Annotated in this window: 16 protein-coding genes; 11 read left to right on the forward strand and 5 right to left on the reverse strand. The window is 55.7% G+C overall.

Annotated features, from left to right (window positions below; translation table 11 throughout):
* The first annotated feature begins 149 nt into the window (after positions 1-149).
* From IPM21_04230 to IPM21_04255, 6 genes are all read left to right on the forward strand, one after another.
* Positions 150-1574, forward strand: coding sequence for an amidohydrolase family protein (locus IPM21_04230; protein MBK9163109.1), 1425 nt, complete (start codon positions 150-152; stop codon positions 1572-1574).
* A 173-nt stretch (positions 1575-1747) separates the two neighbouring features.
* A complete protein-coding gene (locus IPM21_04235; protein MBK9163110.1) occupies positions 1748-2539 on the forward strand; it encodes a hypothetical protein in 792 nt (263 codons plus the stop codon).
* A gap of 259 nt (positions 2540-2798) precedes the next feature.
* Complete coding sequence (locus tag IPM21_04240) at positions 2799-3473, forward strand: hypothetical protein (GenBank protein MBK9163111.1); 675 nt, start codon at positions 2799-2801, stop codon at positions 3471-3473.
* A 300-nt stretch (positions 3474-3773) separates the two neighbouring features.
* Positions 3774-4106, forward strand: coding sequence for a hypothetical protein (locus IPM21_04245; GenBank protein ID MBK9163112.1), 333 nt, complete (start codon positions 3774-3776; stop codon positions 4104-4106).
* 32 nt (positions 4107-4138) lie between these two features.
* Entirely contained in the window at positions 4139-6379 is a 2241-nt protein-coding gene (locus IPM21_04250; GenBank protein MBK9163113.1) for a nitric-oxide reductase large subunit, read from the forward strand.
* Between the two features lie 111 nt (positions 6380-6490).
* The gene (locus tag IPM21_04255; GenBank protein ID MBK9163114.1) at positions 6491-6925 is read left to right on the forward strand and encodes a group III truncated hemoglobin; all 435 of its coding nucleotides are present in this window, start codon (positions 6491-6493) and stop codon (positions 6923-6925) included.
* Here IPM21_04255 and IPM21_04260 read toward each other — a convergent pair.
* The 3 genes from IPM21_04260 to IPM21_04270 form a co-directional block, all read right to left on the reverse strand.
* Positions 6882-7529 carry a Crp/Fnr family transcriptional regulator gene (locus tag IPM21_04260; protein ID MBK9163115.1) on the reverse strand — a complete coding sequence of 216 codons (648 nt, stop codon included), beginning with the start codon at positions 7527-7529 and terminating at the stop codon, positions 6882-6884. The genes IPM21_04255 and IPM21_04260 overlap by 44 nt on opposite strands.
* Positions 7526-8404, reverse strand: coding sequence for a UbiA family prenyltransferase (locus tag IPM21_04265; protein MBK9163116.1), 879 nt, complete (start codon positions 8402-8404; stop codon positions 7526-7528). Before IPM21_04265 ends, IPM21_04260 begins: the two co-directional genes overlap by 4 nt.
* A 61-nt stretch (positions 8405-8465) precedes the next feature.
* The gene (locus IPM21_04270) at positions 8466-9662 is read right to left on the reverse strand and encodes a hypothetical protein (protein MBK9163117.1); all 1197 of its coding nucleotides are present in this window, start codon (positions 9660-9662) and stop codon (positions 8466-8468) included.
* Positions 9663-9775: 113 nt separating this feature from the next.
* Between IPM21_04270 and IPM21_04275 the strand changes: the two genes are divergently transcribed.
* Together IPM21_04275 and IPM21_04280 are read left to right on the forward strand one after the other, a co-directional pair.
* Positions 9776-11143 carry a nucleotide sugar dehydrogenase gene (locus IPM21_04275; protein MBK9163118.1) on the forward strand — a complete coding sequence of 456 codons (1368 nt, stop codon included), beginning with the start codon at positions 9776-9778 and terminating at the stop codon, positions 11141-11143.
* Positions 11144-11263: 120 nt separating this feature from the next.
* Positions 11264-12553, forward strand: a complete 1290-nt coding sequence (locus tag IPM21_04280) for a hypothetical protein (GenBank protein MBK9163119.1) — start codon at positions 11264-11266, stop codon at positions 12551-12553.
* Here the strand turns inward: IPM21_04280 and IPM21_04285 are convergent.
* Complete coding sequence (locus IPM21_04285; GenBank protein ID MBK9163120.1) at positions 12550-13527, reverse strand: GDP-mannose 4,6-dehydratase; 978 nt, start codon at positions 13525-13527, stop codon at positions 12550-12552. The two genes, IPM21_04280 and IPM21_04285, sit on opposite strands and share 4 nt — an antisense overlap.
* 81 nt (positions 13528-13608) lie before the next feature.
* Complete coding sequence (locus IPM21_04290; protein ID MBK9163121.1) at positions 13609-14469, reverse strand: RDD family protein; 861 nt, start codon at positions 14467-14469, stop codon at positions 13609-13611.
* 126 nt (positions 14470-14595) lie between these two features.
* On the opposite strand from IPM21_04290, the gene IPM21_04295 reads away from it, so the two are divergent.
* The 3 genes from IPM21_04295 to IPM21_04305 are packed head-to-tail and all read left to right on the forward strand — an operon-like array spanning position 14596 to position 16639.
* A complete protein-coding gene (locus IPM21_04295) occupies positions 14596-15114 on the forward strand; it encodes a 6,7-dimethyl-8-ribityllumazine synthase (protein MBK9163122.1) in 519 nt (172 codons plus the stop codon).
* Positions 15104-16021, forward strand: coding sequence for a transcription antitermination factor NusB (nusB, locus tag IPM21_04300; GenBank protein ID MBK9163123.1), 918 nt, complete (start codon positions 15104-15106; stop codon positions 16019-16021). The genes IPM21_04295 and nusB overlap by 11 nt, the downstream gene beginning before the upstream one ends.
* A 6-nt stretch (positions 16022-16027) precedes the next feature.
* Positions 16028-16639: a hypothetical protein gene (locus IPM21_04305; GenBank protein ID MBK9163124.1), complete on the forward strand. Its 612-nt coding sequence runs from the start codon at positions 16028-16030 to the stop codon at positions 16637-16639.

A 16639-nucleotide genomic window follows, 5' to 3' on the forward strand; every position in this document is an offset into this window, starting at 1 on the left:
TATAACCAAATCATATCAAAAAAGTTGCCGGAGCCCGTCCCGATGACAATGGCGAACAAAAAGCGGGCTTGACCGGCCAACCAACTTCGAATATAAGTTTCCGCGGAAATGCTGAACCGAGATCGATATTGTTGCGCAGTATTCACGAAATGATGTTAGCGAAATACATCAAATTTCTAGCCGTTCTTGTTTGCTTCGGCGTGAGCGTTTTTGGTCAGAGGGCCGAAGCTTGGGCCGCTGAGGGCACGGATGGCCACGTTCATATCCTGAGCCCCGAACTGATCAGAATATGGAAAGGACTCGGCATTCCGTTCTCGCGGCCGGATGAGTATTACTCGGATATTGACGTCATTCTTCGCAACACGAACATTCGCCGGATAGATTTGATCTCGATGGCCCATGTTTATTCGGCGGAAGATTTCGGTGGGTTCAAAAATGAGCGCGAACTCGTCGAGCGGGAGAATTCATTCGTTGCCGCTGCGCGTGATAAACACCCCAAAAAGACCCGTGCCTTTTGCAGCATTGACCCGCTCCGCGACTACGCGCTTGCGGAGCTTGAGCGATGCCGGACACAGCTCAAAATGGACGGCATCAAGCTGCACCACAATGCTAACCAGGTTTACCTTACGGTTCCGGCACAACTGGAAAGGGTCAAGCTTGTCTTCGAGTTCGCGGCGAAGCATAAGTTGCCGATCCTGATGCACTTTGATAACAGCCATCGCCGCTTCGGCAAGCCGGATATTGACCTGCTGGTCGGGTCGATCCTGAAAGACCTCGGCCCGGTCGAGCTCCGCATCGCCCACTTCGGCACCTCGGGCGGTTTTAGTCAGCGGACTCGTGCGTTCCTCAATGCCTTTATCGAAAAGTTCAACACATACCCGACGCTCGGGAGACACAAGATCATCTTCGATATCTCTGCCGTCGCGCTCGATAAGGACAGCGAAGGCGTCCGCAAACTGACCGACGACGAGTTCGCCGTGCTTGCCAGATATATCAGACGGCTCGGGCTCAAGCGCATTTCCTTTGGTACCGATTACCCGCTCTACACACCGGCCGAATACGAGGCGATCCTTCTCACCCGCGTCGGGCTTACCAAAAAAGAACTGCGGCATATCCTTAGAAATAAATGGGAAAGAACTATGAAATACAACGTTGCAATTGAAATTGAGAAGCCGGTCGGCGAAGTCGTCGCACTTTTTGACAACGTAGATAATCTCTACAAGTGGATGGAAGGGCTTGAGAGCTTTGAGCATCTTGAGGGCACGCCTGGCGAAGTTGGAGCAAGGTCGCGGCTTAAGTTCGATATGAATGGCCGAAAGATCGAGATGATCGAGACCATCTCGGTAAAGGACCTTCCGCGTGAGTTTACCGGCACCTACGAGGCCGACGGAGTCTTCAACATCGTCCGCAATCGCTTTGAACCGCTCGGCGAGGGCCGCACGCTTTACACCTCCGAAAACGAGTTTCAGTTCAAAGGTTTTATGAAAATCTTCGGCTGGCTGATGCCCGGCATGTTCAGGAAGCAATCGCTGAAATATCTCGAGGCCTTCAAGCGCTTTGCCGAGAGCAGTTAGCCCGCAGTAGCAAGCCTGATGCGAGCGGAGGGCCGGGTGGCCGGCCAGGCGAGACCGTGCGTCGCTTCCACTGTTATTCTTAGACCCGTGAGATTTTGGGATTTTGCATTCAATAAGATTGATGATAGAGTTCCGCCCGTTTCACCTATCAAGCTAAAGAGAGGTTCAGTTAAATGAACGGTCGAAGGAAATTTATCCTTGGCTCGCTTGGCGTTTTGGCAGCCGGCGGAACAGGACTGTGGCTTGGGAAAAATGTGATCCTGCGGAAAGTGTTGACCTCTTGGTTCGATAACTCAGCGATCGCGCAGACTCTGGCTCCGGCGTTCGACGGCGACTGTGTGCTCACGACCCAGTCAACGGAGGGCCCGTTTTTCGTTCGATCCGAAATGCGAAAGGACATTCGCGAGGATCGGGCCGGCAAGGAACTGACACTGCGGCTAAAGTTCGCGAACGCGGCGGACTGCCGGCCGGTCGAGGGAGCAACTGTCGAGATATGGCACTGCGACGCTGAAGGCCGCTACAGCGGCTATCCGGAAGAGCTTTCCCGCGATGCTTTCGGAAGCGGCATTTTTCTTTTTCAGAATATCAAGGATGGCCACATAACCCCGAAGAACGAGAAACGCTACCTTCGCGGCGCACAGATGACGGATTCTGAAGGTGTATGCGAATTCACGACCATCGTCCCCGGCTGGTATGAAGGCCGATGCCCGCACATTCATATGAAGGTATTTGCCGGCGGGAAGGACGTCTTTACAAGCCAGCTTTACTTCGATGAAACCTTTACGACGCGGACCTACTCCACGTTCGAACCGTACAAGGCACACGGGGATTCGCCATACACACGCAAGAACGATGTTGTGATCGCAGAATCGCCGAACGGGCTCACCGGGCTTGTGCTTGATCCGGTCTGGAGCGATACGGGCCCGATCGTCGCAAGTGCGAAGTTCGGGCTTCAGTTGACCTAGCCCCGACTCCCGGGTCTAACCGACACGTTAAGGGAAACGCCGCGATCGATATGAGAAGCGGGTGGGCGAGGTTCTAGCACTTTCCAGCAACCGTCGATGATCTCGACGAACGATCGAAAGGCCTTGAGGGCCGGACGCTTCGCAGAATGGCAAAACTTGAGTTTTTCCGCTAACGTAACCGGCCCTATATGAAACGGCTTGAAGCGCGGATAGCTAGTTTCCGGTAAACGCAAGTCCCTATCAGTCAACACGCGTAGGTATGCCTGCAGAACAAACGAGACGATCACCCTTTTTCTTCTACTACGCCTGCATTCTATTGTTGGTGGTGACAGGCGGCTTTGGATTCCACGCCTTGATCAAACCGGCAAATCTCCCGCCGGTATCCGAGACTCTCATATTCCACGCGGTTTTCACGTATTCATGGTATGTCCTTTTTGCGATTCAGACAGGTTTGATCCGCGCGAAAAGACCAGCCTTGCACATGCAACTGGGGAAAATGAGCTTTGCCTTAGCACTTGGGGTTGTCATAACCGGGATATTGATAAGCATTGCTCATTACCAAAGAAAGCCCGAAGGCCTCGTGTTCATGGGTGGTCTTGTCAATATGGCCAACTTTTCCTTGCTTTACGGATCTGCCGTCTTCATGCGGAACAGATCTGATTGGCACAAACGGCTGATGCTTTTCGCTGGTATTGCTATGATGGCCCCGGTCTTGGCCCGCGTCGTTCGGGCCGCAGACCTGAATGAATTTGCGGCATTACCCATGTGGCTCCTCTTGATCTTTGTTCCTGCAATTTATGATCTAACCTCGATCAAAACGGTGCATAAAGCTACCTTATTTGGAATTGCCCTGATCATTGGAGGAATTGTCATCATGATAACCATTGGAATGTCGTCCGCCTGGGCAACCTTTTTGGAAAACGCACTAGGATGATATCTTGATGTCCCAAGTTCGAGAACGATCCATGACATATCTCGAAGCATTCAAGCGATTTGCCGAATCGCGTTAACGGCCGAGGCCGTGCCCACTTTGCCGGATACTTCCGCCCGGCTGATCAGCAACCTCACTGCAATTTAACTACGAACCGGGGAAGGTAACGATGAGAGCATCAATATCCGGCCATTTCTATGCGCCTCTTTCTGCGCAAGCGAAAATTATCCGGTTTTTATGATTCTGCTCATTTTCTTAAGACCGTTTGTCCGTTAGGTTTGAATCGATCGCAGGCTAAAAGCAATGAACCACATTACCGAAATCAGCAGGCTGACGTTTGGCAGCGAGCCTGACGAGGGGCATGATCTCCAGCCCGAGCAACTCTTTGACGGGCCATTTCGTCGGGTGCTGCACATCCGATTGCGGGCAGGAGCGGTGCTCAAGAAACACAAGGCTTCGGAACCGATCACGGTTTTGTGCCTCGCCGGAAACGGAACATTCCGGGCCGGGCCGGATCTTGAAGATTCGTGCCAATTAACAAAGGGGACGTTGATCACATTGGAAGCCGAGGTCGAGCACGAAGCCGTGGCCGGGAACGGCCTGCATCTGCTCGTCACAAAATTCAAGGCCGCCTAGAAGCGGCCTGTCCGAGCTCAGGAGAAAATTCTATGAAGAAACTTTGGATCCTTTTTGCGGCAGTGTTCATTTTCTCGTTCAGCATTCTGGGATGGGTCGGCTCTGAGATCTTTCGGCAGGTGCCCCCGATACCGGTCGAGGTCGTGACATTGGACGGCGAGGTCCTGATCCCGGCCGAGCAGATAATGGACGGCCAGAACGTCTGGCAGGCGATGGGCGGAATGCAGGTCGGATCAATATGGGGCCACGGCAGTTATGTCGCGCCGGACTGGACCGCTGACTACCTGCACCGCGAATCCCTTTTCATCCTGAACGAATGGACCCAAGGCCGCTTCGGGGCGGATGGAAGCTCAATGCCGAGCGAAGAGCGGGCGGCGATGATCCAGCGTCTGACCGATCTGATGCGGAAGAACAAGTATGACCCGGCAACCCAGCGCCTTACGGTCGATCCGCTCCGGGCGCGGGCATTTGAGCATAATCTCGCGCATTACACCGAGATATTTACGAACGGCAGTGATGACTATGCTATTCAGCGTGGTGCGCAATCTGATCCTGACCGTCTGCGAAGGTTGAATTCATTCTTCTTCTGGACCGCGTGGGCCTCGGCGGCGAACCGTCCCGACAACGACATCTCATATACGAGCAATTTCCCCTCCGAACCCCTGGTCGGAAACATGCCGACCGACAGCTCGATCATTTGGACCGGCGTCAGCGTCATCGCTTTGATCCTAAGCATTGGTGCGATGGTCTGGTTCTACGCCGGCTGGCACAAAGAAGCGACATCGCCCGACACGCCGGATACTGATCCGTTAATAGGCGAAACGATCACGCCATCGCAAAAGGCGACCGTGAAATACTTCGTCATCGTCTCGCTGCTGTTTCTACTGCAAATAGTGATGGGCATAATCACGGCGCATTACGGGGTTGAGGGCGGTGGTTTCTACGGCTTCCCGCTTGCGGATTATCTGCCGTACGTGGTCACACGAACGTGGCACGTTCAGCTTGGCATTTTCTGGATCGCGACGGCGTGGCTCGCGGCGGGCCTGTTTATCGCACCGTATATCTGCGGATATGAGCCGAAAATCCAGCGGCTCGGCGTCAATCTTTTATTTGGAGCATTGCTGATCGTCGTGCTTGGCTCGATGGCGGGACAATGGGCAAGCGTGATGCATTTCCTCCCCGGCGATCTTTGGTTCTGGTTCGGCCATCAGGGTTACGAGTACGTCGATCTCGGCCGCGTTTGGCAAGCGGCCTTGCTGGTCGGCCTTCTGCTTTGGCTCGGCTTGATCGCAAGAAGCGCGATCCCCGCACTTCGTGCCGATGGCAGTCGATCGCTTGTGGTCCTCTATCTAGTAACGACTGCGGGCATCGCATTCTTTTATGCACCCGGACTTTTTTGGGGAATGCGTTCGCATCTGACGGTCGTCGAATATTGGCGATGGTGGGTCGTACATCTTTGGGTCGAAGGCTTCTTTGAGGTTTTTGCTACGACTGTTATCGCGTTTCTTTTTGCTCGCTTGGGCGTGATCAAGGCGGAGCACGCCGCCTTTGCCGCACTGTTTTCGGCGGCGATATACCTGAGCGGCGGTATCATCGGCACGCTTCATCATCTTTATTTTGCAGGCACGCCGACGGTAGCTATCGCGTTTGGTGCGGTGTTTAGTGCACTTGAGATCGTGCCGCTTGTATTCGTCGGGTATGAGGCGATGGATAACATCCGCCATTCCAAGGCGAGACCGTGGCTCGATCAATATAAGTGGATCGTTTACTTTTTTGTCGCGGTCGCCTTCTGGAATCTGGTCGGTGCAGGCGTCTTCGGGTTTATGATAAATCCGCCGATCGCTCTCTATTATATGCAGGGCCTGAACACGACCGCGGTCCATGCTCACGGTGCGCTTTACGGTGTTTATGGAACGTTGGGACTCGGCTTGCTGTTGTTCTGTATGCGGGCAATGCAGCCGGAAAGGATCTGGAACACCAAGCTGCTGGCGTTCTCTTTCTGGGCGATCAATATCGGAATGATGCTCGAGATATTGCTCAGCCTGTTGCCGATCGGTTTGCTTCAGACTTATCAATCGGTCGCGATCGGATATTGGTCGGCACGCAGCCCTGAGTTTATGCAGTCGGACCTGATGTCGACGCTAAGGTGGATGCGGCTATTTGGCGACACGATCTTTGCGATCGGGGCCATCGCGTTCGTCTGGTTCGCCTTGAAGCTGATGTTCACAAAGGGCAAGAACGGCACTTCAGAGGTCGTCGACAAGTTGGAGTAGCGAACTTACGACCCCGAAACTTTGAATCAAAATGAGCGGCGCCGCCTCGTTGGTGCCGCTCGTACTTAGCATAACGGCGGCGCGGCTGCACGTGAGAATCGAATTATCAGAATGGCTGACATCGAAAATAGACAGGACATCGATCTGTTGATGGAGCGGTTCTACTCTAAGGCTCTGGCAGACGACGTGATCGGCTACATTTTTACCGATGTCGCCAAACTCGACCTCGCTCATCATTTGCCGATCATCGGGGACTTTTGGGAAACGATCGTTTTCCAAACCGGCGTTTATGCTAAACACGGCCGCAACCCGATGCAAGTGCACGGCGAGCTTAACCTGAAGACGCCGCTTGAACTTGACCATTTCAAACGATGGCTCGAGCTTTTTGACGCGACGGTGGATGAAAGCTTTAATGGCGAGCGGGCCGATTTTATGAAGCTGCGTGCCCGTGCGATAGCGAATCGGATGTTCAATTACGTGAGTAAGGTGCCGTCGATTCAGGCTAACTCCGGTGAAGTTCGCGAAGCGGGCCGGTGGGATCAATGATCACCTTGCCGCGGTCGATATCAAGAAGCTCTTTGTCGGCAAGCTTTCGGATCACTCGGATCGTCGTCTCCGTCGTCAGGCCCGCCATTTCGGCGATCTCCTGACGCCGGAGTTCGATCCGGACGGGCCCGATTCGTTCCTCGCGATCGGCCAACTTTAACAAGACATTGGCAACCCGATGTTCGGGCGAAGCGGTGGCGAGATTTTGTATCGTCGCCGTCTTTTCGCGGAGCATCGCACACATCCACTCGATGACGGCAAGGGCAAAATCGGGCGAGGTCCTGATGAGTTCGAGAAAGGCTTTTCGCGGAATAAGAAGAAGTTCCGTCGGTTCCATCGCGATCGCTGCCGATGGGTACGACTTACCGTCAAAAACCGGCGGCACGGCAAACATCTCGCCCCGGTCAAAGATGCCGATTATCACCTCCTTGCCGGGCTCGAGGAAGTGCACCATTTTCACCCTGCCGCTGACGACGACCGGCAGGTTATCCGCACTCTCGCCCTCGGAAAAGATAAGCTCATCCGGGCCAAACCGACGCCTAATGCCGGCCGCGGTAAGCAGCCGGCCGAGCCCTGTATCCTGATCATTGAGAACAGGTTTCATATGCCGGTTTCGCGGGTAAAGACGGCGGCGGCAAAGCTGACGAGGAGTATCACGCTGACGAATGCATTGGTCGTGAAAAAGGCCGCGTTCATCTTCGAAAGGTCGTTCGGCTTGACGAGCGTGTGCTGGTAAACGAGCAACGCCATCACGAGTCCCGCACCTAGATATGCCGGCCAACCGAGCCCGGTGAAAGCAAGGATCAGAAGAAGCACAACGGCCGACTGAAAGTGGAAGAGCCGTGCGATCCAAAGCGAGCGTGCAATGCCGAAGCGTGCCGGTATCGAGTGGAGCCCAGCCTTCGTGTCAAAGTCGTGATCCTGACAAGCGTAAAGAACATCAAAGCCAGCGGTCCACATCAGAACGAAAAGCGAGAGCAGGACCGGCACTTCGGAATCGATAGCACCGCGGACCGCGATCCATGCCGCCGTCGGCGAAATGGCGAGTGCCCATCCGAGAAGAACGTGGGCAAAGGCGGTGAACCGTTTGGCGTATGAATAGCCGAGCACGCTGATCAGTGCGACCGGCGAGAGCGCGAAAGTCAGCCAATTGAGCGAATATGCCGCAAAGACGAAGACCGCGACCGACGAGAGCAGAAAAGCCCAGGCAAAGGTGAGCGACAGGCGGCCGGCCGGGAGTTCGCGGTTTGCCGTTCGCGGATTGGCGGCGTCAATCTCGCGATCGACTATGCGGTTAAACGTCATCGCCGCCGAGCGTGCGCCGACCATTGCGACCGTTATCCAGAGTATCTGCCGCCACGTAGGAAAGCCGTCAGCCGCGAGAACCGCCCCGAGGAAAGCGAAAGGAAGCGCAAACAGCGTGTGCTCGAACTTGATCATTTCGAGCGTTGTCCTGAGTTTGCCGAAAAAGCCCGCCATAGGTTTCGACCGCCAAACCCCTGATGATAACAAATAGCGACTTAGTCTTCGACCGCCTCTCCTAGCCGCCTTTTCTCATCTGTGAAAGCCGAAGTGCCTGCCGCCGGACAGCGTCCGAGACGTTTTTGTTCTTCGATATTCCTACAAGGTCGCGGGCCTGTAGCCGCGTTAAGATCGGCAGCACGCTTGCGATCGGGGTTCGCGGGTTGCGGGCGAGGTTATGGATAACAGCGTAGTTGCGGGCCCATTGCCGCCCGTTTGCGATGGTCCGCAAAACGTCTTCCGGCACCGCACGCATAGCCGCGATCTTTTCGACCTCCTGCTCGGTTATCCGCGCATTGTTGATGACCGCCTGGGCCACGATGCGGTTTGGGTCGCGGATAAGAATGTTCCGTGCCTCGCGGTCGCCTTTCATCGCGAGCTTGACCCGATCTTTCATTCCCATCATCATCACGCGGTTGATCATCGAGACCCGCTCGTACGAAATGTCGCCTTCCTCGCCCTTGAACTCGCCGATTATCTTATGAAGCGCGTGCTGCCGCTGCTCGTCGGTCTCCTCGTAGAGTTCCTCGATATATTCGAGCCCCATCCACGAATCGTCCGTGTCCGCATCCGGCACCTCGATCATCGCCGCGATTAGCATCGCATCCTCGAAGTCGAGATCCGACTCCGCGCTTTCGAAGAACTCGGCCGCGGCGTCTTTGCCCTGAGCGCGAAGTTCATTGGCGATCTGCTCTGCTCCGCGTTCCTTTTCAAAGAATTCGCGGCGTGTTTCTGCAACGTGGCGTTCGGCATCCGGGCTTCGGTTCGGATTTGCGAGAACGGCGTCGATCAGCTTTGGGTGGCGGATAAGAATTTGCTGATTCGTCGCGATCGAATCAAGAATCGCCGTGCTCGTCGAGTTTTCAGCCAGCGAAACAATAGCCTCGGGCGAGGTCTTCGGATTGCGGAAAACTATCTCGTGTATCTCGGGCGCCACGCCCGGATGGGCGGCAAAGTGGTCAAGAACGGCCCGCGGTGCATTCTCGCTCTGAAGCACGGCCGAGACCGCTGCGGCCTCTTGCCCGGCGAGCGTTTCTCTGGCCGCGGTCGCGATCGCCGCATCGGCATCGGACGCAAGATGGGCAAGAGCTTCGAGCAGGTCCGCCTGCGGCAATGGCAGAACGCCTCGAGCGGCCGCAAGCCGGGCTGGCTGCGGAGCTGCTCCTTCGATCAACGTTCGGACTACGGGGTTCGTAGATTCTATCGGGTATTTCATCGGTTCAGACCGGTCAAACTGAATCCGATATTAACATAAATCCGCAAACCGCTTGACTAAAGCGCTAAAGCTGAAATAGCGTTGTAATTTCGCCTTTCATACGTTCTTGATCGATGCAAAAGTACTTAGACTCAGTGATTTCCAAAATGAAACAAGCGTTTTTAGAGAATATAAAGGACCGAAGCGCGGTCATCGGCGTTGTTGGGCTCGGATATGTTGGGCTTCCGCTCATTGTTGAGTTTTGCCGAAAAGGATTCAAGGGCATCGGCTTTGAGGTCGACACCGCAAAGACCGAATCGATCAACAACGGCGAGTCCTACATCGTCGATGTACCAGGCGAACACGTCGCGGAGAGCGTTGCAAAAGGCCTGCTCACCGCAACGACCGATTTCAGCCGGCTCTCAGACTGCGACGTCATCATCATCTGCGTCCCGACGCCGCTCCGAAAGACGAAAGACCCGGATATGTCCTACATCATCGCGGCCGGCGAAGAGATCCAGAAATATATGCGGAGCGGCCAGCTCGTCATTCTCGAATCGACGACCTACCCGGGCACGACCGACGAGGTGCTCCAGCCGATGCTAGAAGAAAAAGGCTTTGCTCTCGACAAGGATTTCCTGCTTGCCTTCTCGCCCGAGCGGGTCGATCCCGGCAATCCGCAGTTTCAGACTCACAACATACCGAAGGTGGTCGGCGGCGTTTCGAAAGATTCGACCGAGGTCGCGGCCGAGCTTTACCGGCAGATCGTCAATGAGGTCCACGCCGTTTCGTCGGCACGCGTTGCCGAGGCCTGCAAGCTCTGGGAGAACACCTTTCGGGCGATCAATATCGGCATGGCGAACGAGATGGCGAAGCTCTGCAACACGCTCGGCATCGATACATGGGAGGTCGTTCGTGCAGCCGCGACAAAGCCCTTTGGCTTTATGCCGTTCTTTCCGGGCCCCGGCATCGGCGGCCACTGCATCCCGCTCGACCCGCATTATCTTTCATGGAAGGCACGCCAGCACGGCTTCGATTCGCAGTTCATCTCGCTCGCCGAGCAGGTCAATTCGAGCATGCCCGCGTATGTTGTAAAGCTCGTCTCGACCGCTCTAAATGACGCACGCAAGGCCGTCAATGGCTCGCGTGTTCTAATACTCGGCGTCGCTTATAAGAAAGACATCGACGACATGCGCGAATCGCCGGCACTTTCGATCATCGACCTCCTCCGCTCGCGTGGAGCCGAGATCAGCTACCACGACCCCTTCGTTGCAGAGGTAACATTCGATCACGCGTACACCATCGGGGCGGGCGACCCGCTCTACAATCAGGAACTGACCGACGACCTGATCAAGTCTGCCGATTGCGTCATCATCTGCACCGAGCACTCCGGCATCGACTACAAGCGCGTCTGTGAACTCGCCCCGCTGATCGTCGATACGCGTAACGCGCTGAACGAAGACACTCGCAACGGAAGCAGTGCGAAGATCGTAAGGCTCTAGGTCCTTTCCGTCTGCAAGGGTTCAAGGCTCGCGTTTGCGGGCCTTTTCTATGCCGAGCGGGCCAATCCGTGTTACCTTTGTGCCGTTATTTGAACGTTCCTAATTTCTGCGCAACTAACAATGACCAAACCAAAAGAACCCGGGTACGCCTCGGCCGTGGGAAGAAGATTCTCGACGGCATTCTTGCTGTTGATACTTGCCGCCTGCGCTTTCGCTCAGGAACCTGAGCCGACGGTAAGCACCGAGACCCGCCCGATAGAAAAGCAGGTAAGGCAGACGTTTGAGTTTAAGGACGACCGCGTTTATTTCTCGAACGAATTTCCCGGCGCCCGCTTGAACTCGATCGAGAAGGACGAGACCGGCCGCTTTGTTGTGACGATCACGCCGGAGAACGCACCGATAAATATGAGCCCGTGGTATGCGTTCAAGGTTTGGTCGCGCAAGAAGAAGGAGATACAGGTTCGCCTCATTTATCCCGAATACGCCCGTCACAGATACGACCCAAAGCTGAGCACCGACGGTAAAACATGGATACCGCTCGACCCGCAAAAGATCATTGAAGAAGACAAAGGCCCGGGCCCGGGGCTCATCGCATCGCGGCCGAAGAGTGCCACGATCACATTGACCGTTTCCAAGCGGCCGCTGTGGGTCAGTGCGCAGGAACTGCAGACATCAAAGGAGGTTTTCGGATGGATCGATGCGATAGCGAAAAGGTCCGGAGCACCCACCGAGGAGATCGGTAAGAGCCGTGAGGGCCGTCCGCTGCGTATGCTCCAGCTCGGCAACTCGAAGTCGAAAAAGATGATGCTTGTCATCTCGCGCCAGCATCCGCCGGAGGTCACAGGCTATTTCGCGATGCAGGCATTCATCGAAAAACTCATCGACGGTTCGCCAACGTCGAAAGCATTTCTCGATAATTGGGGCATTTATGTAATTCCGCTGATGAACCCCGACGGCGTTGATGAAGGCCATTGGCGGCACAACCAGGGCGGCATTGACCTGAACCGCGATTGGCAGGATTTCAATCAGCCCGAGACGCAGGCAGTTCGGGACTTCCTCGCTCGCCGGATCGCCGAGACCGGCGGCCGCTTCTATTTCGGCATTGATTTCCACTCGACGTGGAATGACATCTATTACCCGATGAGCCGTATTTATGAGGGCAATTCGCCGCGATTGGTCCATCGCTGGCTTGAGAATATCCAGGTTGCGATCGATGGCTACGAGCCGCGAATTCAGGCAAATGAGCGGCTTTACCCGACCCGCGTCTCGCGAAACTACTTCTTTGATTGCTGCGGTATGGAGGCGATCGTTTATGAGATCGGCGACAACACGCCAAGGGATTTCATCAGACGGAAGGGCGAGGTTGCCGCTGAAGAGTTGATGCGGCTTTTAATGGAACCAAGGCCCTAGGCCGAGGCATTCGCTGCCGCGGTCGAAAGAAACCATTTGACGAACTTTGGAATTCCTTCCTCGATCTTGGTCGTCGGCTGATAACCAAGCACTTCGCGGGCTCGTGTGATATCCGCGTAGGTTATCGGCACATCGCCGGGCTGCAGCGGCTGGCGGTCAATGGTCGCTTTTCGTCCCAGGCTTTCCTCGATCAGCTCGATCAAACGCTTCAGCTCCGTCGTCTCTGATTCGCCGAGGTTCAGCACCTCGTGCTTGGTCGCGGTGTAGTCCATCGCCGCCCTCACGCCCTGAATGATGTCGTCGATGTAGGTGTAGTCCCGCCGCGTCGTGCCGTCGCCAAACATCGGCACCGGCTTGCCCTCGGCGATCAGCCGCGTGAATTTATGGATGGCAAGATCCGGCCGCTGCCGGGCGCCGTAAACCGTAAAGAAACGAAGACAGACGGTCCGTAGGTCGTAAAGGTGCGAATACGTGTGACAGAGCAATTCGCCCGAGGCCTTCGTCGCCGCATAAGGCGAGATCGGCTTGCGGATCGTCGCGTCCTCTTTAAAAGGCACGGCACAGGTAGCGCCGTAAACGCTTGAAGACGACCCGAAAACAAAATGCGGCACGCCATGCTCGCGGGCAAGCTCGAGAAGGTTCAGCGTGCCGATAACGTTCGTATCGTAATAAAGCTTAGTTTGAGTCAACGAGGGCCGCACGCCCGCTCTTGCAGCGAGGTGCACTACTTGGTCGAACCGGTTATTCGCAAAGACCTTTCCAAGCTTTTCGCAATCGCGAATATCGCCCTCGATGAACTCTACGTCCGGCGAACCCGCAAAGGCAGCAAGGTTCGCACGTTTGATCCCGGGGGAATAGAAATCGTTGAGGTCGTCAATGATGACGACCCGCCAATCTCCGCTCCGCAGCAGATCTTCACATAAATGCGAACCAATAAAACCGGCACCGCCGGTCAATAAAACGTTCTTTTTCACAATAGGTCAGTAAGATCGGGGACAGAACCCTGTGCGGGATAGAGAAAAGTTATCACGGTAAAAGAACTTGTGGCAATATGGCTAATTCAAAAACCGCGAACGGGCATTAAAGCGATGGACGACCTCCTCGAGAAAACCTTCATAGGTGAAGTGCTCGGCCGCATATTGCGGCTTGAGCTTGAACATCATCGGAAGAGCGATCCGCCATGCCATCCACTGGCGTTGGCGGTCCGTCAGGTCCCATCGCCGCCGCAGAAAATTCTCCGCTACCTCGACCTCGTCGAAGGTGAGCTTTGAGATATCGGCCTGCATTTCCAGCGGTTTCTGCACGCGGCGGAAGGCACCATCGGCGATCGGATTTGAGAACGTCTCGTCAAAGGTCGGAGCCTCGTCGCTCCGCTCGCGGATGACGACCGTTCCGGCAAAAATGTCGCCGAACCGCTGGTCGCGATTGCTCAAAAAGATCGTGATCAGCCCGACCGAATAGACCGGGATCACAAAGCCGGGAGCCGCGTCAAAAACACGAACAAGATTGCGGGCGGCGGATTCCCAGAGCGTTATCGGGCGGCCGTCCTCGCGGATCACGCGGAGCTTCATCAACCGCTTGCCCGGCGTTTGGCCTTCCCAGATCCACTCGAAAATGATGAAATACGCCGAAAAGACCAGAAAGAGCAGCAGGACGACCAACGCGATCACCCACTTCGGCGCCTCGCTGACAAGGCTCTCGACCGTCGAATCCGGCCTGCCAAATCCGAACGCACCGGCGATCGAAAACCCGATCGCGATCACGGCGATGTAAGTTACGTACTGGATCAAATGGTCGATCGCGACCGCCAAAAAGCGATTGCCGATGGACGCAAGCGCAAAGGCAAGCGGCACCCGCTCGGGCGTTTCGATGATGAGCGTCTCCTCGGTCTCGATGACACTTTCTGCCGCAGCCATTCGCACCTCATCATTATTCCCTCATCCATATCTGCAATGCAATCGAAAAGTATCCTTGCAGTTTCAAATTCCGCTTCTCTATACTCTAAGGTTAGGAAGCCGCAAGCTTCTTGGAGGTCATTGACTTTGCAACCGAAAACACACCGAGGCCGAATAAACGCTCAAGGCCTGCGATTTGCCATCGTGGTGAGCCGCTGGAATGAGTTCCTGACGTCAAAGCTTTTGAGCGGTGCACTCGACGCCCTCGGCCAGCACGATGCCGATGAGGACGCCGTAAGCGTTTTTGAAGTGCCCGGCTCTTTTGAGATACCGCAGACGATGCTGAAGGCCGCCGAGTCGGGCCGGTTCGATGCGGTTATCGGGCTCGGGGTCGTTATCCGCGGTGAGACGCCGCATTTTGACTACGTCGCGGGCGAGGCAGCAAAAGGCGTTGCCCAGGTCGGAATGGAAACTGGCGTCCCTTCGGTATTTGGTGTATTAACGACCGATACGCTCGAGCAGGCGATAAACCGCTGCGGCGGCAAGGCCGGAAACAAGGGATACGAAGCGGCGGTGACCGCCATCGAGGTCGCGAATCTGCATAAACAGATCGCCGAGCTCGAACAACCTGCAGAAGCGGGAAAAGTTCGTCAACATGTCGTTTGAAAAACAAAGCAAGGGCTCCGGAGTGCGGCGAAAGGCTCGTGAATGCGCACTCCAGATGCTGTTCGCGGCCGATTACCTTGAAACTGATCGGGACGCAACGGTGCCCTTCTGGTCCGAATTTGGGTTCGAATCGCTGGCCGAGGGCTCTGCAAAAAGCATCTCGGCGGTGCCCGAAACGCTTGACCGCCTCCGCACTTCAGCGACGCGTCTGCGCCCGTATCTAAAAAAACTCGACCCTTACGACCGCAATTCGCCCTTCCTTACCGATCACAAAGAACTCGTTTTTAGCCTCGACCGTGCCGAAGAATCATTCAAAACGGCGATGGGCGTTTTGGTCAGCGGCTCCTCGCCCGACCTCAGCAGCCTTCGCCAAAGGCTCGCTTCCGCACGCGACCAACTCGGCCGGTTGGCGGCCACCGTCTCTACCTCTTCAGCCTTGAAGGCCGACGAGAAACGCGAATTTGCCGGGATAGCCGCAGATGCGGATAAGCATTTCGAGATACTCACCTCGAAGTCGCTGATCGCGGTCGAGAAACTTGCCGCCGAATCCGTGATGCCGCGTCAGTTCGCCGACCGCATTGTCACCGGCACGCTCAAGAATCTTGCGACGATCGATAAAACGATAATGTCGCGGGCCGAGCATTGGCGGCTTGAGCGGATGGCTGTGGTTGACCGGAACATTCTCCGGCTTGCGGTCTATGAATTTCTCTATGAAGATACTCCCGGGACGGTCGTGATCAATGAGGCACTTGAGATCGCCCGGACCTTCTCTTCCTACGAAGCCACGCAGTTCATCAACGGACTGCTCGATGCCATCCGGCTCGACCTTGAGGGCAAAGGAGATGTGAAGGCAGAGCCAACAGAACCCGCACCGGACTCCGAGACCAAAACGGCCTCAAACCCCTGAAATATAATGCGAACGGGCACCGGCAGTTTCTGGTTCTTGCGTCGCTACCGTACCGCAGCGGCGGTTCTCGCTTGCCTGCTCGCCGCCGGCATCGCTTCCGCACAGGAACTCCCGGACAAGATCCGCGGCTATAAGGTCCATAAACAGATCGTCACCGTCAGCGAAACGGCCCAACAGAAAGGCACGTCCTCGCCGGCCGTCACGACCGAGATAGATACAGAAAAGGTAGTCCTCAAAGACATCTCGCTTACCGGCCTGAGCTTTGAGATGCCGATCGAGCTTTCCGCAATGCCGCACAGCGGCCGCGTCGATTTCATAAGCTTTTCCGAGATGACCGTTAACGGCATTCCCGTTACGGTCGATGAATTTCGGACGGAGTTCCGGTTTCAGAAAGGCGAACAGATATTGCTGCCTTCCCCGGTGACCATCTTTGTCCCGACGCATCGCCTTGTTCAGGCGGCCTGGCGTGAGATGCGCGACTCACAGCCCGTCTGGCGCGTCGCCGGCCGCGTGTTCGTTTTCGGCCGCTTTAAACGACTCGGGATCCATCACAAACGCGTCGTCCCGGTCGATATCGACATTACAATAGCCAATCCGGTGGGCAAGGACGGCAAATAG

This window comes from Acidobacteriota bacterium, assembly GCA_016716435.1.
Taxonomy (GTDB): domain Bacteria; phylum Acidobacteriota; class Blastocatellia; order Pyrinomonadales; family Pyrinomonadaceae; genus OLB17.

Excerpts from the sequence above, each read along its gene's own strand:
- IPM21_04230 (MBK9163109.1), top strand. The coding sequence starts at position 150 with ATGATGTTAGCGAAATACATCAAATTTCTAGCCGTTCTTGTTTGCTTC.
- IPM21_04235 (MBK9163110.1), top strand. The coding sequence starts at position 1,748 with ATGAACGGTCGAAGGAAATTTATCCTTGGCTCGCTTGGCGTTTTGGCA.
- IPM21_04240 (MBK9163111.1), top strand. The coding sequence starts at position 2,799 with ATGCCTGCAGAACAAACGAGACGATCACCCTTTTTCTTCTACTACGCC.
- IPM21_04245 (MBK9163112.1), top strand. The coding sequence starts at position 3,774 with ATGAACCACATTACCGAAATCAGCAGGCTGACGTTTGGCAGCGAGCCT.
- IPM21_04250 (MBK9163113.1), top strand. The coding sequence starts at position 4,139 with ATGAAGAAACTTTGGATCCTTTTTGCGGCAGTGTTCATTTTCTCGTTC.
- IPM21_04255 (MBK9163114.1), top strand. The coding sequence starts at position 6,491 with ATGGCTGACATCGAAAATAGACAGGACATCGATCTGTTGATGGAGCGG.
- IPM21_04260 (MBK9163115.1), bottom strand. The coding sequence starts at position 7,529 with ATGAAACCTGTTCTCAATGATCAGGATACAGGGCTCGGCCGGCTGCTT.
- IPM21_04265 (MBK9163116.1), bottom strand. The coding sequence starts at position 8,404 with ATGGCGGGCTTTTTCGGCAAACTCAGGACAACGCTCGAAATGATCAAG.
- IPM21_04270 (MBK9163117.1), bottom strand. The coding sequence starts at position 9,662 with ATGAAATACCCGATAGAATCTACGAACCCCGTAGTCCGAACGTTGATC.
- IPM21_04275 (MBK9163118.1), top strand. The coding sequence starts at position 9,776 with ATGCAAAAGTACTTAGACTCAGTGATTTCCAAAATGAAACAAGCGTTT.
- IPM21_04280 (MBK9163119.1), top strand. The coding sequence starts at position 11,264 with ATGACCAAACCAAAAGAACCCGGGTACGCCTCGGCCGTGGGAAGAAGA.
- IPM21_04290 (MBK9163121.1), bottom strand. The coding sequence starts at position 14,469 with ATGGCTGCGGCAGAAAGTGTCATCGAGACCGAGGAGACGCTCATCATC.
- nusB (MBK9163123.1), top strand. The coding sequence starts at position 15,104 with ATGTCGTTTGAAAAACAAAGCAAGGGCTCCGGAGTGCGGCGAAAGGCT.
- IPM21_04305 (MBK9163124.1), top strand. The coding sequence starts at position 16,028 with ATGCGAACGGGCACCGGCAGTTTCTGGTTCTTGCGTCGCTACCGTACC.